This is a genomic window from Congregibacter sp. (assembly GCF_965662665.1).
Classification (GTDB): domain Bacteria; phylum Pseudomonadota; class Gammaproteobacteria; order Pseudomonadales; family Halieaceae; genus Congregibacter.
The window spans coordinates 38204-57032 of sequence record NZ_CBFIIF010000013.1; the positions used below are offsets into that span (position 1 = coordinate 38204).

Sequence of the window (18829 nt, forward strand, 5' to 3'; positions counted from 1 at the left end):
GGATGTGAAAACTAGGCTCTAATCGCGCCGCCATGATGGGCAGTTTCAGCGCTATTCGGGGAGACGGTCGGCTCAAAGGCTCAAAAGGTTTCGATTAAGCCTTCCGTAGAGCGCTGCCATTGATTATTGATGAGGGTTTCCAGCGGCTGATAGTCGGATTTGTACGACATCTTGTCGCAATTGCGTATCCAGTAACCGAGGTAGACGTAGGGTAAGCCCAGCGTTTTGCATCTTTCGATCTGCCATAAAACGGCGTAGCGGCCCAGACTGCGTGCGTCTTCGTCGGGATCGAAGAAGGTATAGATCGCTGACAGGCCGTCGAGCATGACATCCACGACGGCGACAGCCACGAGTCGTCCATCTTCGCGAAACTCGCAGTACTCGGTGCAATCCCAGGGGTTGTTTAGAAAAGACTCAAACTGGTCACGGTCCGGCGGGTACATATCACCGTCGGCGTGCCGCGCCCTGATGTACCGATCATACAAAGCATAGCTCTCGTCGTTAGAGACAGAGCTGCGAATGCTTACCTGTAAGTCCGCATTTCGTTTGCTGCAGCGACGCTGCGTTCTGTTGGGACGGAAGTCGTTGACGTGTACGCGTGCGGGAATGCAGGCATTGCAATGGCTGCAATGAGGGCGATATATGTGATTGCCACTGCGTCGAAAGCCCAGCATGGACAAATTGCTATAGAGCGTTTGATCCACCGTTTGCCTGGGATCGATAAAGAGGGTGGTTGCCTCTTCGTCTTCCAGGTAGCTGCAGCGATGGGGGTAAGTGGTGTAGACCTTGAGGTCGCGTAATGACGAGGTCATAAGGCGATACCTCGATTAAAGAGCGCGCTAAACGTCAAATTAGCTCTCCGGTGCGCGCCGGCAGTGTCCAGTTGTCAGAGCAGTTCGTCATAGAAGTAGTTTGCTGAAGTCGATTCTCAAAGTCCACTCGAGAAACGTTTCTTGCCCCAAGACTGTTCAGATGTTCGCTCTCTATCTGGCAGTCAATAAAACCGCCACCGCGTTTCTTTAGTAGCCAAACAAGGGCGACCAGTGCGGTCTTGGAGGCGTTACTCTCTCGCGAGAACATGCTTTCACCAAAAAACACTCCGCCAATGGCGACGCCGTATAAACCGCCTACCAGAGATTGCTCTCGCCAGACTTCCACTGAATGGGCATGCCCCTCTCTGTGCAGCGCGCTATAGGCGCGGATCATATCGGAGTCTATCCACGTTCCTTGCTGATCTTCTCTGGGTGCTGCGCAGGCCTGCATAACGTCAGGAAAAGCCCGGTCAACGCTGAGTTTCAGGCGATTTTGGCGCAGGCTTTTTCGGAGGGACTTCGACACATGCAGTTCGTCTACGAGAAGGATGGAGCGGGGGTCCGGTGTCCACCACAAGACGGGCTGAGGAGACTCGTACCAGGGAAATATCCCCCGGCGATAGGCCGCAAGGAGTGTCTGGCTATCGAGACGGCCCCCGGCGGCCAGAAGGCCGTTGGGGTAGGCGAGGGCCTCACTGCTGGGAGGGAAGCTCTCGCCCGGTTCCAGATAGTTCAGGAGTGGCACAGGGCTCTCGGGACACTCAGGCCGTGCTGGAGGCGACCTCGTCGAGGTATTTTTCTGCGTCCAGCGCGGCCATACAGCCAAAGCCTGCTGACGTTACCGCCTGACGGTAAATGTGATCGCCCACGTCGCCCGCGGCAAACACACCGGGAACGCTCGTGGCCGTCGCGTTACCTTCGATACCGCTGTGGACCTTAATGTAACCACCGTTCATATCCAGCTGGTCCACAAAGATATCAGTATTCGGTTTGTGGCCAATGGCAATGAATACGCCCGCCAGCTCTACGTCTTCGCTCTCCCTGCCGTCCGTTGGCGCGATACGCATCCCCGTGACACCCGTCTCGTCGCCGAGTACCTCTGCCAGGGTGTGGTTCCAGCGAAACTCCACCTTGCCTTCTGCTTCGCGTGCGAACAGTCGATCCTGCAGTACTTTTTCAGCTCTAAGGCTGTCTCTGCGATGGACGAGAATGACTTTTTCCGCCAGGTTTGACAGGTAAAGCGCCTCTTCTACAGCGGTGTTTCCACCGCCGACCACGGCAACGCGCTTATTGCGATAGAAAAAGCCGTCGCAAGTGGCACAGGCGCTAACGCCCTTGCCCAGAAACTTCTCTTCACTGGGTAAACCCAGATATTGCGCGGAGGCGCCGGTGGAGATAATCAGCGCGTCACAGCTGTACTCACTGGATCCCTTGAGCTTGAACGGTCGGGTGGATAGGTCTACCGAGTCAATGTGGTCAAACACGACCGAGGTTCCAAAGCGTTCGACATGGGAAAGCATGTCCTGCATCAGGCCGGGGCCCTGAAGGTCGTGGGCACCGCCGGGCCAGTTTTCGACTTCCGTTGTGGTGGTTAACTGACCACCCTGTTGCATGCCAGTAATCACGACAGGATCCAGGTTTGCGCGCGCAGCATAGACCGCGGCAGTGTAACCTGCAGGTCCGGAACCCAGTATGATCAGCGTATGATGTTGAACATCGCTCATTGTGTTGTAGTCTCACTTAAAAAGGCGCCCATGGTAATGGAAGGCGGGGCTGTGATCAAAGATCAAATTAATATCAGGAAATTACTTTAAGCTATTGAATAAATTAAGAAACATCGTGAAACTAACACCTCTTCACAGAGGTAATTGAAATGCCCCGGCGACAGACAGAGGCCCAGGACAGCGCTTCACCCCGTTTACGCGAGGGCTTACTCATAGCTGTTGCTGCGGTCTGCGCGTATCTGCTTGTGAGTCTCATGAGTTACTCCCAAGCGGATCCCGGTTGGTCCGGGACTGGTGCAGGCGGTCAGGTCAGTAATCTGGGCGGCCCCACTGGCGCATGGTTGGCTGACGTTTGCTTTTCGCTGGTGGGTTATCTCGCTTATCTGTTTCCTCTCATGCTCGCCTACCGTGCGGCGCTTCTGTTTGCCGAGCGGCAACAGCCTCGGGAGTTTTCCGGGACGGTCCTCAGCGTTAGAGCACTGGGTTTAACCCTGGTAATGGCCTCGGGGACTGCCCTTGCAGCACTCAATGTGGGTGCCGGTGGGTTCATGCCTCAAGGGGCAGGGGGCATCGTGGGATTGGCGCTGGGGTCGGCAATGAATACTGCCTTTAATGCCTTCGGTGCCCGACTGATATTGCTCGCCGTGTTTTTGTTCGGAATGACTATTTTTACGGATCTCAGTTGGCTGCGACTGATGGATCGTCTGGGTGCTTTTGCAATCAATGGCTTCGGCACTGCAAAAGCACGGGTGCTGCAGTTCGTAGACGACATTCAAGAGCGCAAAGCGCGAGAAAAGCAGCTCGAAGCGCGGCGTCAGGTCATCGATCAGCATGTGGAAAAGGAAAAGAAGCGCACGCCCCCCAAGATCAAACCGCTAAAACCGCCACCGGAAAAGTCCGAGCGCGTCGAGCGGGAAAAACAGGTGCCCTTGTTTGACGCCCCCGTTACCGGCGAAGTGCCGCCCCTTGAAATACTTGATCTCGCTGAGCGAGACGCGAGTGAGGGCTACTCTCCCGAGGCCCTGGAAAAGCTGTCCAAACTTCTGGAGCTGAAGCTTGCGGACTTTGGTATCACCGCAGAAGTGACGTCTGTGTATCCAGGCCCTGTGATTACACGCTTCGAGATTCAACCTGCGGCAGGGGTTAAGGTTTCCAGAATTTCCAATCTCGCTAAAGATTTGGCGCGCTCTCTGGCGGTTATCTCTGTACGGGTGGTTGAGGTGATCCCCGGCAAGAGCGTGGTGGGTATAGAAATACCCAATGAGCACCGGGAGATTGTTAACTTTAGAGAAGTACTGTCGTCGCGCACCTTTGATCAATCCAAGTCCCCATTGACCCTGGCCCTTGGGCACGATATTTCTGGCCAACCCGTGGTGGCTGACCTTGCGCGGATGCCTCACTTGCTGGTGGCGGGTACCACGGGCTCGGGTAAGTCCGTGGGCGTAAATGCCATGCTGATTAGTCTGCTTTACAAGTCGACGCCCGCCGATGTGCGACTGATTCTGGTCGATCCCAAAATGCTTGAGCTCTCGGTTTACGATGGCATTCCGCATTTGCTGACGCCCGTGATCACCGATATGAAAGATGCGGCCAACGGTCTTCGCTGGTGCGTTGCGGAAATGGAGCGTCGCTACAAGCTCATGGCCTCTCTGGGTGTGCGAAACCTCGCGGGCTATAACCGTAAAATCCAGGATGCGGTGAAGGCGGGCACGCCTTTAACAGACCCACTATGGGTGCCTGATCAGCTCTCCATGATTCCTGTCGAGGAGCAGACTGCACCTGACCTGGAGGCGCTGCCGGCTATCGTCGTTGTTATCGATGAATTCGCCGACATGATGATGATTGTGGGTAAGAAGGTAGAGCAGCTGATCGCGCGCATCGCACAGAAAGCTCGCGCTGCCGGCATCCACCTGGTTTTGGCCACCCAGCGCCCCTCCGTGGATGTCATTACGGGCTTGATCAAAGCAAATATACCTACACGTATCGCTTTTCAGGTGAGCTCAAAAGTAGATTCGCGAACCATCCTGGATCAAGGCGGTGCAGAGCAGCTCCTGGGTCACGGCGATATGCTCTATATGCCGCCGGGCAGCAGTTTATCGACGCGCGTACACGGCGCCTTTGTGTCCGATGATGAGGTACACCGGGTCGTTGCCGACTGGAAACGCCGGGGAGAACCGGCCTATATCGAAGGCCTCCTCGATGAAGGCAGTAGCACTGCGGTAACCCCCGGTGAACTGCAGTCCGAGGCTTCGGAAGGTGATGACGAGAGTGACGCGCTTTACGACGAAGCCGTGCATTTTGTGACCAAGAGCCGGCGCGCGTCTATATCGAGCGTGCAGCGTAAACTGCGCATCGGCTATAACCGCGCAGCCCGTCTCATTGAATCCATGGAAGCCGCGGGCGTCGTGACCGAGATGGGTACGAACGGCCAGCGTGAAGTCATCGCGCCGCCACCGATTGAGGATTGATCAGGTGTTAAGAAAAATCATGGCGCTGCTGTTTCTCGCGCTGTTTCTGGAAAGTGCAGCTGTTTTGGCGCAGGACGACGCCGACGATGTTTGGCGCCTGCTGGCGTCTCAGTCTCAGGCTAGCGGTGCGTTTCTTCAGGAGCTATCGGACGAGGATGGTGAGCTCCTTGAACGTTCCAGCGGTCGCTATGCCGTGTTGCGTCCGGGATTTTTTCGCTGGGAGATAGATTATCCGGATCAACAGATGATCGTCGTGTCCGGGGCTCAACTTTGGCATTACGATATTGATTTGGCGGCGGCGACCCGTCGTGACACCAGCGATAACAATGCCTTCACGCCGCTGGAACTTCTCGCAGGAGACAGCGATGAGTTGCGGGAAAAGTTTGCCACGGAACGACTGGGCCCATCGCGGGTTCGCCTGGTGCCTACCTTCCCTCAGGCCGGTTTTGCCTCCGTAGATATCGCCTGGGAGGCAGATGCCGTTGTCGCGATGGATGTTCAGGATCGTAGCGGCCAACGGATCAAACTTGCGCTCACGCCCGACTCAGATCCGCAGCAGCTGACGGCAGAAGACTTTGATTTTGTCCCCCCGGCGGGCGTGGACGTGTATGAGCCTTCAGACTATTAGAAAGCGGTCATGACCGACGATCTTTTTGGCGCTCCAGAAGCGGCGCAGCCATTGGCGTCAGCCTTGCGCCCGTCCCGGGCTGAAGACGTGGTGGGGCAAACGCACCTGCTGGCTGAGGGAAAGCCGCTTTATCGTTGCCTCAATGGCGAAGCGCTGCACTCGATGATTCTTTGGGGGCCGCCCGGTGTGGGGAAAACCACCCTTGCTCAGTTGCTATGCGACGCCAGCGGCAGTCGAATGCTCAAGCTCTCCGCGGTCATGGATGGTGTAAAGGCCATCAGGGAAGCGGTGGCCGTGGGCGAGGCTGAGCGAGCTGGCGGTAGGCAATGCGTATTGTTTGTCGACGAGGTGCATCGCTTTAACAAGTCACAGCAGGATGCGTTTTTGCCATTTGTCGAGAACGGAACTTTGACGCTCATTGGTGCGACAACGGAGAACCCGGCTTTCGAACTCAACTCTGCGCTGCTCTCTCGGGCGCGAGTCTATCGCTTGCGCACACTTAGCGCCGAGGAATTGGCAAGGATACTGGAGCGGGGCGAAGCCGAAGTCGGTTTAGTTCTCAGTGATTCCCAGCGCGAGCGTCTAGCCCTGGCTGCGGATGGAGACGCGCGTCGAGTGCTCAACTTACTTGAGCTCGCTGCCAGCCTGAAGAGCGATGCAGGACGTCTGGATGCGGCTGGTTTTGAGGAGGTGTTGCAGGGGTCACCCCGGCGCTTCGATAAAAACGGCGATAACTTCTACGATCAGATTTCCGCGCTGCACAAAGCCGTACGAGGGAGCTCCCCAGACGCGGCCTTGTACTGGTACTGCCGAATGCTCGACGGTGGATGCGACCCGCTGTATCTGGCAAGACGCGTCATCCGTATGGCGAGTGAAGACATTGGTAACGCGGATCCTCGCGCCTTGAGCCTGTCTCTGGATGCCTGGCAGACGCTTGAGCGTCTGGGTAGTCCCGAGGGAGAGCTGGCTCTTGCCCAGGCCATTACCTATATCGCGTCGGTACCAAAGAGCAATGCTGTTTACATGGCGTTCAAGGCTGCCCAGCGAGCGGTAGCCGATGGTGGGTCGGACGAGGTTCCTATTCATCTAAGAAACGCGCCCACGGCGCTCGCGAAGTCCGAGGGGCACGGTGCTGAGTATCGTTACGCGCACGACGAAACTGATGCGTTTGCGGCAGGGGAGAGTTACTTTCCCCAGTCTTTGGATGGGACCCGTTTTTACGAACCTACGGAACGCGGTCTGGAAGGACGCATCAAGGCACGGCTTCACGATCTGCGGGTGCGGGATCGATTAGCGAGTCGACGACGCTATTCCTGAGAGTCAAAATCCAGCTCTGATCGCCGGTTTTCCGAGCCTGCTCTTGGTCATGACGCTTAACGCAACCCCCTAAACCCTTTACAATCCGCGCTTTTTAGCGAGCTAGCTGATGCAGCATCTGGTTTTTATTGCACTCGGTGGTGCCTGTGGGGCACTGGCTCGCTATGGGCTTTCCACGCACGTGCATAATCTTTGGGGTCACCCTTGGCCCCTGGGGACCATGCTCATCAATGCCAGCGGCTCTTTGGTCATCGGTGTGGTCTTTGTGATGCTCGAAAGGGCTGCCTTACACCCCGATTGGCGTAGCGTTGTGATGGTGGGTTTTCTGGGAGCGTTTACGACCTTTTCGACCTTCTCTTTGGAAACCGTCGGGCTGTGGTTACAAGGCCAGCTCGCTATGGCAGCCGCTTACGCGGTGATGAGCGTGGTGTGCTGTGTGGGCGCTGCCGCTCTTGGTGTTTATTTTACGCGAAGCTTGCTCGGCTAAGCTTCAGATAAAGGAACGAAATTAGATAATGCTTGATATCAAGGAAGTTAGAAAACAACCAGAGGTTGTCACGGCGGCACTGGCAAAGCGCGGATTCGTGTTCGATGTGGCGGCGTTCGAAGCGCTTGATGCCCGACGTAAAACGGCTGATGTAAGTAGCCAGCAGCTTCAGGCTGAGCGTAAAAGCGCCAGTAAGAAGATCGGGCAGCTCGTGGGTGACGGCATGAGCGTGGACGAGGCAAAAGCCTCCGTTGAAGAGACACTGCAGGAGATTGCCGGACGTTTGGAGCAGGCAGAGGCAGAAGCGCGAACCGTGCAGGCAGAGCTGGAAGCGTTTTTGCACAGCGTGCCGAATCTGCCCGACGCTCACGTGCCCGCTGGCAGTGACGAAGATGACAACGTTGTTGTTACCCATTGGGGCGAAGTGCCCGAGTTTGATTTTGAGGTTCGGGATCACGTGGATCTTGGTGAAGCCAGCGGTGGACTGGACAGTGAAATGGGCGGAAAAATTACCGGCTCGCGATTCACGGTTATCAGCGGTCCTCTTGCGCAGCTGCACCGTGCTCTCATTCAATTTATGCTCGATCTACACACTCGGGAATTGGGCTGTACGGAGCTGAATGTTCCTTACATCGTGAATAGCGATTCCCTACGCGGAACCGGGCAGCTACCCAAGTTTGCGGAAGACCTCTTTCGCCTGGAGGGCGACCAGGGTTATTACCTGATACCGACGGCCGAAGTACCGGTTACCAATATCGCTCGAGATCGTATTTTTGAAGATGGGGAGCTCGGCGAAGAGGGTATCCGCTTTACGTGCCACAGCCCCTGCTTTCGCAGTGAGGCCGGCAGCTATGGCAGAGATACCCGAGGCATGATTCGCCAGCACCAGTTCGAGAAGGTGGAGTTGGTGTATCTGACCCGCCCGGAGCAATCTGAGGCCGCGCTGGAGTCTTTGACGTTGCAGGCAGAAGAAGTCCTGCGACGCCTGGAGTTACCCTATCGAAAAATGCTGCTCTGCGGCGGCGATATGGGCTTTTCTGCGCGCAAGACTTATGACCTTGAGGTTTGGCTTCCGGGGCAGGGTAAGTATCGTGAAATTTCCTCTTGCAGCCTGTTTGGCGACTATCAGGCACGTAGAATGCAGGCTCGCTGGCGCAATCCTGCCACGGGAAAACCTGAGCTTTTGCACACCCTTAATGGCTCGGCGCTGGCTGTGGGTCGAACCATGGTTGCAGTCATGGAGAATTATCAGCGAGAGGATGGCAGCATTGCCATACCGCAGGTACTCCAGGCCTACATGGGCGGTGAGACCGAGATCGCCGGACCCGGGCGCTAGGTCAACAAATGGACTTCTTGCCCATCAACCTGCGACTGCGGGATCAACCCGTAGTTCTGGTTGGTGCTGGCGTTGTTGCGGCCCGTAAGGCGCGATTTCTCCTGGGGGCAGGTGCCATACTGACGGTTATCGCTCCAGAGCAGGATGCGCAGTTTCGCGCCCTTGGGGAGGAATTCAGTCTCACCTGGCAGCAGCGGGAATACGCCCCAGGCGACTTGGCAGGTGCCATCATGGTGATTGCAGCGACCCCTGACCGGGGCGTCAACGAGTCCGTGCATCGCGAGGCTCGCTCACTCAATATCCCGGTGAACGTCGTTGACTCTCCGGATCTATGCAGCTTCATCTTCCCAGCTATTGTCGATCGCTCCCCACTGATCGTGGCTATCAGTAGTAGTGGTGCAAGCCCCGTCCTTGCTCGTTCAGTGCGCAGTCGGATTGAGGCCATGCTTCCTGCCGCTACAGCGGACATTGCGCGTTTTGGTCGCCTGCATCGTGATCGAATCCGCGCAGCGGGCGAAAGTGAGGGGGAGCGTCGGCGCATCTGGGAGCAGATTATTGACGGGCCTATCGCCCAGCTAATCCTCAGCAATCGATGGCAGGCCGCGGAGCAGGCACTGGCCGAGCTCCTTGAAAGCCACAGCACGTCCGCGGTGGGTGAGGTGTACCTCATTGGCGCGGGTCCTGGAGATCCAGAGCTGATGACCTTTAAGGCACTACGGCTTCTGCAGCGCGCCGACATAGTGCTCCATGATCGACTGGTGAACCCTGACATTGTGGCGATGGCGCGTCGCGACGCGGACAAGCTCTATGTGGGGAAGCGCCGCTCAGATCACAGCGTTCCTCAGGATCGAATCAATGAGCTCCTGGTGGAACTGGCGCTGGAAGGCAAGCGAGTGGCACGGCTGAAAGGCGGCGACCCTTTCGTGTTTGGTCGCGGGGGCGAGGAAATCGAGCTATTGGCTCAGCGAGATATTCCCTTTCAGGTAGTGCCCGGTATTACCGCCGGAAACGCTGCTGCCTGCTATGCCGGCATACCCCTGACCCATCGGGATTATGCGCAGTCTGTGCGATTTGTCACGGGACACACCAAAGATGGAGAATTGCATCACCGCTGGGAGGAGTTTCTCAGTAATACAGAGACCCTGGTGTTTTACATGGGTCTCGTGGGCTTGCCGATTATCTGCAGGGAGCTGATAGCTCACGGCCGCTCCAAGGATACGCCTGTGGCTCTGATAGAGCGCGCGACCTCCGCGGAGCAACGTCTCCTGACCGGCACCCTCGGTAGCATAGAATCACTGGTAGAAAGCGCCAAGCCCCAGGCGCCAACCCTGATCATCGTGGGCAAGGTCGTGCTTCTTGCCGAACGTTTACGTTGGTACGGCAGTGGTTAAATCCGTCAACGATCCGCAGCTTGGTTTTTCGCAAACGCTCTTGCGTTGGCGCTGGCTGCTTGTGTATCTGCTTGCCTCCTGGCTACTGGCAGCGTTGATTCCAAGCCACTTTTCCATAGGGCCTTCCCAGGCGCTCAATCAGCAGCCTTTGGCCTGGTCCTTGTCGCCCGGTATCACGGAGATTCCCGACGGGGAGCTATTGCGCTGGAGCGCTCAGCGAGAGGGGATTCATTGGGCATCCCGTCCTCTGGACTTTCCCTCGGAGACTGAGTTCGTCAGCGTCAGTTTTTGCCTTGCCCGGGATGTCGCTCCTGAGACCGCTGCGGTGATGCTGGCCTCTGTGCGTTATGGGAGGCTGGACTTTAATCGTCAGTATCGCGTGAACAGTTTTTATAGCGGGCTGTCCGGTGAGTGTTTTGATGAGTCGATTCCCAGACGCGAGGGCGACGGCCCCGCTATTTTGCAGCTGCAGTTTTTGACGGCCCCCGCTGAACTCTCCCTTGAGAGTCTCGCAGTCACGGCCCTACGCGAAAACCCCGTATGGCGTTTGCTTCGCATGGGTATGCTGGTAGTTGGGGTCATGCTACTGGTGCTCTTGTTTAGAGACTATCGCTACACCCGTCCGGGACTGCTTGTGATCGGTGGCCTGGGAATCGTGTTGGGCATTTTATTCGGATGTTGCGTGAGCGTGAATCTCAAGGCGGATATCTACGAGCTGTTAACGGGCGGGCGAAGCATTGACGCTCGGGTCAGTTTGCAAGCTTTACTGCAAATGCAGTTCCCCATTGGGGGATTTTCACTGTTCACCTTTATGCACGCAGTGTTGTTCTGTGGAGCCACATTTTTTCTGGGATTAGCGCGCCGCTATGGCTGGCTGGATTTGCTAATGCTGGCACCGGTCACCGAAACTTTGCAGCTGTTTGTACCGGGGCGGGGCCCCGGGATACAGGATATGTTAGTGGACTGGATCGGTATCGCGGTGGCTGTTTTGCTAGTCGTCCTGCTTCGGCGTAGTCACCGCGTACGCGCGTTCCTGGAGAACTAGCGCATCGACGAGAATGCTACCTGCCTCTGAGAGCAGGACATCCTCACTCGCTATTTCCTGTGCTGTGAGGACTTCGTTTTCTTCCTCTCCCTCTTCATCTTCTGCGCTCTGAGCGCCACTATCCACGAGCGCGTCTTCAATTTCCGAGTCTGTGTCCGCGGATGAATCCACGAGGCCTGCCTCATCCTCAGCTTCGTTATCATCACGCTCGTCCAAGGATGCAAGAGGTTCTTCTCCCAGGGCAACCCTGCGTCGATTTTCTATCTTCAAAGCGCGCTGCTCTCGTTGCTCCCGTTCCTCGCGACGCACACTTTCGTTGAGAGACACGCTGGTGATTGCGCGATTTTCCTCAGCTACCGCCAATTGATCCTGAAGATACAAAAACTCAGGGTTGCTGCTGCTACGGGTTTCAAAGATTTCTGTGAGCTGGGGGACCAGAGAATCCACGTTGCTGTAGCGACGATGGCGTACAGGGTTGATCTGATCCCAATCAAGCGCGTTATCCAGTGAGGATTCGCCAATCTCCTCGGGATCGTAGAGCGACGGGAAGGTGATATCCGGCACTACGCCTCGGTGTTGCGTGCTGTCACCGGAGATGCGATAGAACTTGCTCTCGGTGATCTTCAGCTGCCCCTCAGGGAGTGGCACCATGGTCTGCACCGTTCCTTTGCCATAGGATCGATCGCCGACAATGAGGCCGCGATCATAGTCCTGAATGGCTCCGGCAAAAATTTCCGAAGCAGAGGCGCTTAAACGATTGATCAACACAACCAGTGGTCCGTCGTAATAGGCACTGCGCAGACGCTTGCCGTCGCGCCAGACCCGACGGGAAGAGTGCCGAATCTGTACGGTGGGGCCGTATTCAATAAAGAGTCCCGTGAGGTCATTAGCTTCCTGCAAGGATCCGCCGCCATTGCGGCGAAGATCTACGATGACGCCTTCGACATTTTCTTCCTCAAGCTCGGCAATGAGCTTTTTTACATCCCGGGTAGTGCTTTTGTAGTTTTCGTCGCCGCGGCGCATCGCTTCAAAGTCGATATAAAAAGTGGGAATATCAATCACTCCCACGCGAATCGTTTCGCCATTGCCCTTAGGGAGCTCAAGCACTCGCTTTTGCGCAGACTGCTCTTCTAGTTTTACCTTGTTGCGAACGATCTTAATGGTCTTGCGCTCAGCATCCGCACCGGCCTTTGCTGGAAGCACCTGTAAACGCACGGTGGAACCCTTGGGTCCGCGAATCAGCTGCACTACCTCATCGAGGCGCCAGCCAATAACGTCTTCAAAAGCACCATCCTCATCCTGTGCGACGGCAACAATGCGGTCAGATGGTTTAAGTTCACCCTGCTTATCAGCAGGTCCTGCGGTAACTATGCGGGCGACGCGGGTGTACTCGTCCTGCAGCGAAAGCACAGCGCCGATACCTTCCAGGGAAAGGCGCATATTGATATTGAAGTTTTCCGAGCGACGGGGTGAAAAGTAATTGGTATGGGGGTCGTATAGCTCGGTGAGGGCGTTTGCATAAATCTGAAAAGCGTCCTGCGCGTTGTACTGAGTAACGCGGCTCAATTGATTGCTGTAGCGTTTGACGAGCGTTTCGGTGATTTCGTCCTGGGGCTTGTCCGCAAGGCGCAGGTTTAAGACCTGATTCTTGACTTGAAGCCTCCAGCGCTCGTCGAGTTCTGCCTGATCTGTCGCCCAGGCCACCTTATCCACATCCAGTTCGTAGCGCTCGTCAATGCTGAAGTCCATGCCCTCGATCATCTGAGGAAGGTCTTCCACGAGCGTTTCCAGGCGCTTGCTCAGCAGTCCATGAAATCTATTAAAGATTGTGAAGCCGGCATCGAGATTGCCCTTGGGCAGGTCATCGTCCATCTGGTTGCGAAACACTTCGAAGCTGGCAATATCCGCCGTGGTAAAAAACATTTTGCCGCCATCGAGATTTTCGACGTAGTTATCCAAATGCGCAGAGGACAGGCCATCGTCGTATTTCAGCTTGGCATAGTGACGCTGCTCGAGCTGCTCAATCAGCTCGGAGGCCGTTTCCTGTTGAGATTTGCTGTACTCAATGAGCGCCATGCTTGAGCTCGACAAGCCGAGGCCTGCTGCAAGGGTCAGAGTAGCTGCAGTATTCAGGAATGCTTTACGCACGATAGCTTGCCTTATTATTGCCTGGTCGGTGGTCTAGGGAGTGTAGCGTGATACTTTTTTAGGTCAAAGCGCTGAAAAGCGGCCGTAAATACGGCCACCACCATGCTGCTTTAAATTATTCCAGCCCAAAAGCGGCATTCACAGTGACAGAGTAGCTCAGGTAGCCCGCAGAATAACTTTCGCCGGAAGATGCGGACGCGGAGTCAGCCGCCATCATCGCTCTTTCGGCCATCATGGGACGGGGTGTGGCATTGCGCTGGGCACTTATGGTGATCACCGAGCCCAGCTCCTCGCCGAGGGCGGCCGCAAGCACCTCAGCGCGTTCACGGGCATTCTGCGCTGCGGCTGCCAACACCTCGCGATGCACTGCTTCTTCATCTTGCAGGCCTAAGCGGGGAGCCTGCATGCGGTTGATGCCAGTATCGGTGAGGGTGGTAAGCAGCTCTCCCAGCATGTCCAGGTCCAGTAAACGGACTTCGATGTTTCTTGAAACACGATAGCCGGTAAGCTCCTGCTTGCGCTCGTCCTTGAGCCAACGAAACTGAGGCGTGATGGACAAACCCGTGGTGTCGACGTCGGCATCTGCCAGCCCCGCGTCACGCAAAGCTGCCAGGGCGCGCCCGGTAATAGCGTCCGCTTCGCGGCGCGCGGTTGCTACATCGAGGTTTTCAGTCACTACGTCGAGTTGTAGCTGCGCCATATCCGGCGCTACGCGCCGCTCAGCCTTGCCACTGACATCGATGCGGCGCTCTGATTCTGCGGCATGGCCGATCACGGGTATCGTCGCAATCACAAGGAGCAGCGTGGTAATAGTGCTTGCGAGCAGAGAAGTGTTTCTGAACATCGATTTGATTTCCTTTACTGACGTTAAATAGTGAGACCACAGTCTTGACGATGGGTTCCTGCACGGCGGCTTACCCGTCCCATGGTTTTGGGTAGAAGGACTGGTAGCCTATAAGCGCTGGCCACATAATGCACTCTGAAAACAGGAGGATAAACGTGGCAACGCTTTTGATGCGGCACGCAGATGTGCTGGTTTGCATGGACGATGCCCGGCGGGAGATTCCCGACGGGGGGCTGTTCGCGCGTGATGGCGTCATTGAGGCGGTGGGGCCGAGCGGATCACTGCCTGACACAGCGGATCGAATTATTGATTTGCAGGGACATGTGCTGATGCCCGGTATGGTGAATACCCATCATCACCTCTATCAAAATCTGACCCGCTTGATGCCCGACGCGCAAAACGCCCCCTTGTTCGGCTGGTTGCAGGCGCTGTATCCCGTATGGGAACGGCTGACTCCCGAAGCATTTCGCGTGTCGGCAATTATCGGCTTGTCCGAATTGCTGCTCTCAGGCTGTACCACGAGCTCGGATCATCAGTACATTTTCCCAAACGGGAGCTGCCTGGATGACAGCATCGCTGCGGCGGCAGAGACGGGCATACGCTTTCACGCACTCAGAGGCAGCATGAGCGTAGGGCAGTCTGCCGGGGGACTCCCCCCGGATAGTCTGGTGGAGAGTGAAGACAGTATTCTTGCTGACAGCGAACGATTGATAGCCCGCCATCATGACGCCACGGCTAAGTCGCGTATCCAAGTGGCGTTAGCGCCATGTTCGCCGTTTTCTGTCAGTCGCGAGCTTATGCGCAATTCCGCAGACATGGCGAGAAAACACGGTGTTCGTCTGCACACCCATCTGGCAGAGAACGTGGAAGACGTCGCCTACAGCCGAGAGCGCTTCAATATGACCCCTGGCGAGTACGCTGAGGAGTTGGGCTGGCTGGGTGATGATGTCTGGCACGCACACTGCGTGCAGCTGGATGAACACGATATCCAGCGCTTTGCGAGCACGGGCACCAGCGTTGCCCACTGTCCGTGCTCCAATATGCGGCTTGCCTCGGGCATCGCTCCGGTGATGCCCATGCTGCACGCCGGTGTAACCGTGGGGCTGGGGGTCGATGGCTCCTCGTCCAATGACAGCGGACACTTTCTGGCAGAGGCTCGGCAAGCGATGCTCCTGCAGCGTCTCAGAGAAGGCGCCGACGGCTGCGCTGTGCGGGATATGCTCGCGGTCGCTACCCGCGGCGGTGCAAAAGCCTTAGGTCGCGAAGGGGACATAGGGCAATTGAGTGTGGGGTTTCAGGCAGACTGTGCAGCATTTGCTGTTAACGACCTATGGCACGCCGGTGCGGTGCACGACCCCGTCGCGAGTCTGCTGCTCTGCTATTCGGGCCTCGCGTCTTACACCGTGGTAGGGGGCGACGTACTGGTGGAACAAGGAATGCTGTCTGGCGTTGAGCTTGCACCGCTGCTGGAGGCCCATAGCCGGATGGCAGTGCGCTTGGCAAACGGTGAGCTAGCGGGAGCATAGGTAGCCTAGCTCGCTGGACTTCCTGCGCTAATCCACAGAGCGACTATTGCGCGCTCTTCCTCTGTCATTTCAGTCTTGTTCATAAAAGGCATGTCATGACTGTCGATGCTGCGGGCTTTTATCCGCGGTGCCCATTGTTGCATCTGTTCGACAGTATCTAACATCACCCCCCCCGGCGGGGTTGTGAAGACATCATCCGTGGGCGCTTCGGCGTGGCAGCTGGCACAACGCTCCCTGATAATGCCATGCGCTCTGGGAGCGAGCTGTGCTGCGGCAACATCAGTCTCGGGAATCACTGCAGGCTTTGGCGCAATCATCACCGCCAATACGACGGTCGCGGCGATGGCAGCCCCCAGTATTGCGGGGCGATTAATCTTTACGTGGCGAAGCACAAAGTACTGTCTGGATACGGCGGTAATTACTACGATGGCCAGAAGAATGGCCCAGTTAAACGCGTGTCCATAGGTCATGGGATAGTGATTGCTGATCATTATGAACAGCAGAGGCAGAGTTAAGTAGGTGTTGTGCGTGGAGTGTAGTTTGGCTCTGGCTCCCCATGCCGGGTCAGGCGTTTTCCCTGATTCCAGGGCGCCGACGAGCTTTCTTTGTCCCGGCATAATCACCTGGAATACATTGCCCACCATGATGGTGCCGATAATTGCGCCGAAGTGAATATACGCCCCGCGGCCGCTAAAAAACTGAGACAGTCCCCAGGCCAGACCGCCGCCCAAAAGCATGAGAATAGTGGCAAGGAGCCAGCCGTTTTTTGCCAGAGCGCTGCCGCAGAGGAGGGTGTAGGCGACCCAGCTCCCTACGATAAAACTGAGCCCCAGGCTAACCGCCTGCCATTGACTGAGATCCGCTACCCGGCGATCAATGAGATAGGACTCGGCCCCCAGGTAGTAGATAACCGCGAGCAGCACCATGCCTGTGAGCCAGGTGCTGTAGGCCTCCCACTTGAACCAGTGAAGATGCTCGGGCATTTTTTCCGGTGCACCGTGGTACTTCGCAACTTCGTAGATACCACCACCGTGGATGGACCACAGGTCTCCCTTGATGCCTTTGTCTTTCTTCCATTGAGGTGGATCTTCGAGACTGTTATCCAGCCACATAAAGTAGAAAGAAGCACCTATCCACGCTATTCCGGTAATAACGTGCAGCCAGCGTACGATCAGACTAATCCAATCGACGAGATAGGTTTCCATAGATCACTCCTTGCCTATTTACGCTGCTGTGGGGTGGGCTTAATGATAATCGCTTTGCGGTGAGGCCTGCGGCATGGCGGCGTCATCCACTGTGGCATGACTTTTATCACGCTGATATCTGCATTCACCCATAATCCATGTCTCGCGAATACAGCGATCATCGCCCAGCGTCGACAATACGAAAAGCGTCTCGAAGAGGCTCTTGCAATGCGTCAGGCGTTGCTCAAGCAACGGCGTAGCGGCCAGATCCAGGACTAAAAAGTCGGCTTCCTTGCCGGGGATAAAATTGCCGATCTTAGATTCGAGATCAAGGGTTCGCGCACCGCCAAGGGTCGCGAGGTAAAAACTCTTGAAAGGGCTGAGAGAGTGCCCCTGCAGTTGTTGCACCTTATAGGCTTCGTCCATGGTCTCAAGGAGTGAGAAGCTGGTACCGGCGCCTATGTCCGTGCCCAGACCTACGTGAACGCCACAGCTCTCTGCACGCGCCAGAGGAAACAGTCCGGAGCCCAAAAACAGATTCGACGTCGGGCAAAAGGCGATATTCGACTGTGTCTCGGCCATGCGCTGCCATTCGGCTTCGTTTAGATGCACACAATGGGCGAATACGCTCCGACGTCCCAGCAGTCCTGCTTCGTCATAGGTGTGCAGGTAGTGATCCGAATGAGGAAAAAGTTCTTCTACCCAGGCCAGCTCATTGAGGTTTTCTGACATGTGGGTGTGCAGGTAAACGCCAGGATGCTCCTGCAGTAACCGTCCCGCAGCCTTTAGTTGTTCCGGTGTAGACGTAGGCGCAAATCGCGGGGTGACCGCATAACGTAGTCGGTCTCGCTCGTGCCAGCGTTCGATGAGTTGCTTGCTCTGCCGGTAACTGGACTCTGCGGTGTCTTTAAGAGCGTCCGGGGCATTGCGGTCCATCATGACTTTGCCCGCAATCATGCGCAGCCTGAGTGCCTCAGCTTCGGTAAAAAATGCCTCAATGGACTCGGGGTGTACGGTTCCGAACACCAGGGCAGTGGTCGTACCATTGCGCAAGAGCTCCTGCAAAAAGCGTCGCGCCACCTGCTGGGCGTGATTAATGTCCGAAAACATGGCCTCGGTGGGAAACACGTACTTATCCAGCCATTCCAGCAACTGTTCTCCGTGAGCGCCGATAATATCCATCTGAGGATAGTGGATGTGAGTGTCGACAAACCCTGGAACGAGAAGGGCATTCTGATGTTCTCGGATGACTGTATCGCCGGGCAGTGACTTTAGAAGACGCTGGGCGTCATCGACGGCGATTACATGACCATGCTCTATGAGCAAGGCGCCGTCAGAAAAAAACTGGTAACTGTCGTCAACGCCCTCTGAAGGATCGTCGAGGAAATGCAGTACTCGACCTCGGTGGAGAACGCGGCTCATAGCTGCAGCGCTAAGCGCAGAGGTGACTGCAGTTCTACCTCATCGCAGTTGTTGCCCGGTCCGATTCGATCTACCACGACAAAGTCGGAGTCCGATTTAAGTGCCAGCAAGTAGTGATGCCAGGTACCACGGTGATAACTGATGCTCTGGCTCCCCGTCGCAAGGAAGCCTTCGATGGCCGATTCATCGAGCTGCCCTGGGCGCGCCACGACAATTGCATAGGGGTTGCCACTGGTATTGATAAAAGCCTGGCTCCCCAGAGGATGACGTTCCATGCTTCGCAGTACAAAGCCCGACTCCACGCACTGCGCTCGAAACAAACTCAGCATCGGCGTGCCGCCCTCGGTAGCACAGTCGATGCTAGCGAGAGCATTATGACGGGTGGTTAGCCCCTCGTTGATGGGATACTGCTCGCAGGGCGCCTGTCCATCGATAAGCTCGCCAAAAGGTGCAAATGCTTCGGCGCTTAGGGGCTTTAAGTTGATCTCCTTCACGCG

The 18829-nt window shown here is 56.3% G+C and carries 16 protein-coding genes; 8 read left to right on the forward strand and 8 right to left on the reverse strand.

The annotated features are described in order from the left end of the window. Positions 1 to 80: 80 nt before the first annotated feature. From ACTG39_RS07450 to trxB, 3 genes are read right to left on the reverse strand one after another with little or no spacing between them, the layout of a single operon-like run. Positions 81 to 812 (reverse strand): arginyltransferase, encoded by a 732-nt coding sequence (locus ACTG39_RS07450; RefSeq protein ID WP_439106912.1) that lies wholly within the window; start codon positions 810 to 812, stop codon positions 81 to 83. Between the two features lie 34 nt (positions 813 to 846). Then, positions 847 to 1557, reverse strand: a complete 711-nt coding sequence (aat, locus tag ACTG39_RS07455; protein ID WP_439106913.1) for a leucyl/phenylalanyl-tRNA--protein transferase — start codon at positions 1555 to 1557, stop codon at positions 847 to 849. Positions 1558 to 1573: 16 nt separating this feature from the next. Further along, a complete protein-coding gene (trxB, locus tag ACTG39_RS07460; protein WP_439106914.1) occupies positions 1574 to 2536 on the reverse strand; it encodes a thioredoxin-disulfide reductase in 963 nt (320 codons plus the stop codon). A gap of 149 nt (positions 2537 to 2685) precedes the next feature. Here trxB and ACTG39_RS07465 point away from each other — a divergent pair, with 149 nt between their 5' ends. The 7 genes from ACTG39_RS07465 to ACTG39_RS07495 all read left to right on the forward strand — a co-directional run bounded on the left by ACTG39_RS07465 (position 2686) and on the right by ACTG39_RS07495 (position 11208). Continuing rightward, a complete protein-coding gene (locus ACTG39_RS07465; RefSeq protein ID WP_439106915.1) occupies positions 2686 to 5004 on the forward strand; it encodes a DNA translocase FtsK in 2319 nt (772 codons plus the stop codon). Positions 5005 to 5008: 4 nt separating this feature from the next. Beyond that, positions 5009 to 5632: an outer membrane lipoprotein chaperone LolA gene (lolA, locus tag ACTG39_RS07470; protein WP_439106916.1), complete on the forward strand. Its 624-nt coding sequence runs from the start codon at positions 5009 to 5011 to the stop codon at positions 5630 to 5632. A gap of 9 nt (positions 5633 to 5641) precedes the next feature. Beyond that, complete coding sequence (locus ACTG39_RS07475; RefSeq protein ID WP_439106917.1) at positions 5642 to 6949, forward strand: replication-associated recombination protein A; 1308 nt, start codon at positions 5642 to 5644, stop codon at positions 6947 to 6949. Positions 6950 to 7058: 109 nt separating this feature from the next. After that, positions 7059 to 7436, forward strand: coding sequence for a fluoride efflux transporter CrcB (crcB, locus tag ACTG39_RS07480; RefSeq protein WP_439106918.1), 378 nt, complete (start codon positions 7059 to 7061; stop codon positions 7434 to 7436). Positions 7437 to 7464: 28 nt separating this feature from the next. Further along, positions 7465 to 8772 (forward strand): serine--tRNA ligase, encoded by a 1308-nt coding sequence (gene serS, locus ACTG39_RS07485; RefSeq protein WP_439106920.1) that lies wholly within the window; start codon positions 7465 to 7467, stop codon positions 8770 to 8772. Positions 8773 to 8780: 8 nt separating this feature from the next. Then, positions 8781 to 10163, forward strand: a complete 1383-nt coding sequence (gene cysG, locus ACTG39_RS07490; RefSeq protein WP_439106922.1) for a siroheme synthase CysG — start codon at positions 8781 to 8783, stop codon at positions 10161 to 10163. Continuing rightward, entirely contained in the window at positions 10129 to 11208 is a 1080-nt protein-coding gene (locus ACTG39_RS07495; RefSeq protein ID WP_439106924.1) for a VanZ family protein, read from the forward strand. Before cysG ends, ACTG39_RS07495 begins: the two co-directional genes overlap by 35 nt. Here ACTG39_RS07495 and ACTG39_RS07500 read toward each other — a convergent pair. Continuing rightward, entirely contained in the window at positions 11155 to 13356 is a 2202-nt protein-coding gene (locus tag ACTG39_RS07500; RefSeq protein ID WP_439106926.1) for a carboxy terminal-processing peptidase, read from the reverse strand. The genes ACTG39_RS07495 and ACTG39_RS07500 overlap by 54 nt on opposite strands. A gap of 115 nt (positions 13357 to 13471) precedes the next feature. Further along, the gene (locus ACTG39_RS07505; RefSeq protein WP_439106927.1) at positions 13472 to 14200 is read right to left on the reverse strand and encodes an SIMPL domain-containing protein; all 729 of its coding nucleotides are present in this window, start codon (positions 14198 to 14200) and stop codon (positions 13472 to 13474) included. A 155-nt stretch (positions 14201 to 14355) separates the two neighbouring features. Between ACTG39_RS07505 and ACTG39_RS07510 the strand changes: the two genes are divergently transcribed. Further along, positions 14356 to 15726: an 8-oxoguanine deaminase gene (locus tag ACTG39_RS07510; RefSeq protein WP_439106928.1), complete on the forward strand. Its 1371-nt coding sequence runs from the start codon at positions 14356 to 14358 to the stop codon at positions 15724 to 15726. A gap of 5 nt (positions 15727 to 15731) precedes the next feature. On the opposite strand, the gene ACTG39_RS07515 is transcribed toward ACTG39_RS07510, so the two are convergent. Genes ACTG39_RS07515 through ACTG39_RS07525 form a run of 3 tightly spaced genes read right to left on the reverse strand, consistent with a single transcriptional unit; the run spans position 15732 to position 18826 of the window. Then, entirely contained in the window at positions 15732 to 16931 is a 1200-nt protein-coding gene (locus tag ACTG39_RS07515) for a urate hydroxylase PuuD (protein WP_439106929.1), read from the reverse strand. 39 nt (positions 16932 to 16970) lie between these two features. Next, positions 16971 to 18332 (reverse strand): guanine deaminase, encoded by a 1362-nt coding sequence (guaD, locus tag ACTG39_RS07520; protein WP_439106930.1) that lies wholly within the window; start codon positions 18330 to 18332, stop codon positions 16971 to 16973. Then, positions 18329 to 18826 (reverse strand): ureidoglycolate lyase, encoded by a 498-nt coding sequence (locus tag ACTG39_RS07525; RefSeq protein ID WP_439106931.1) that lies wholly within the window; start codon positions 18824 to 18826, stop codon positions 18329 to 18331. The genes guaD and ACTG39_RS07525 overlap by 4 nt, the downstream gene beginning before the upstream one ends. Positions 18827 to 18829: the final 3 nt, after the last annotated feature.

Bases quoted from the DNA above. Each gene is read 5' to 3' on its own strand.
- serS (WP_439106920.1), top strand. From the start codon at position 7,465: ATGCTTGATATCAAGGAAGTTAGAAAACAACCAGAGGTTGTCACGGCG.
- ACTG39_RS07450 (WP_439106912.1), bottom strand. From the start codon at position 812: ATGACCTCGTCATTACGCGACCTCAAGGTCTACACCACTTACCCCCAT.
- ACTG39_RS07475 (WP_439106917.1), top strand. From the start codon at position 5,642: ATGACCGACGATCTTTTTGGCGCTCCAGAAGCGGCGCAGCCATTGGCG.
- crcB (WP_439106918.1), top strand. From the start codon at position 7,059: ATGCAGCATCTGGTTTTTATTGCACTCGGTGGTGCCTGTGGGGCACTG.
- guaD (WP_439106930.1), bottom strand. From the start codon at position 18,332: ATGAGCCGCGTTCTCCACCGAGGTCGAGTACTGCATTTCCTCGACGAT.
- ACTG39_RS07505 (WP_439106927.1), bottom strand. From the start codon at position 14,200: ATGTTCAGAAACACTTCTCTGCTCGCAAGCACTATTACCACGCTGCTC.
- ACTG39_RS07515 (WP_439106929.1), bottom strand. From the start codon at position 16,931: ATGGAAACCTATCTCGTCGATTGGATTAGTCTGATCGTACGCTGGCTG.
- ACTG39_RS07465 (WP_439106915.1), top strand. From the start codon at position 2,686: ATGCCCCGGCGACAGACAGAGGCCCAGGACAGCGCTTCACCCCGTTTA.
- trxB (WP_439106914.1), bottom strand. From the start codon at position 2,536: ATGAGCGATGTTCAACATCATACGCTGATCATACTGGGTTCCGGACCT.
- cysG (WP_439106922.1), top strand. From the start codon at position 8,781: ATGGACTTCTTGCCCATCAACCTGCGACTGCGGGATCAACCCGTAGTT.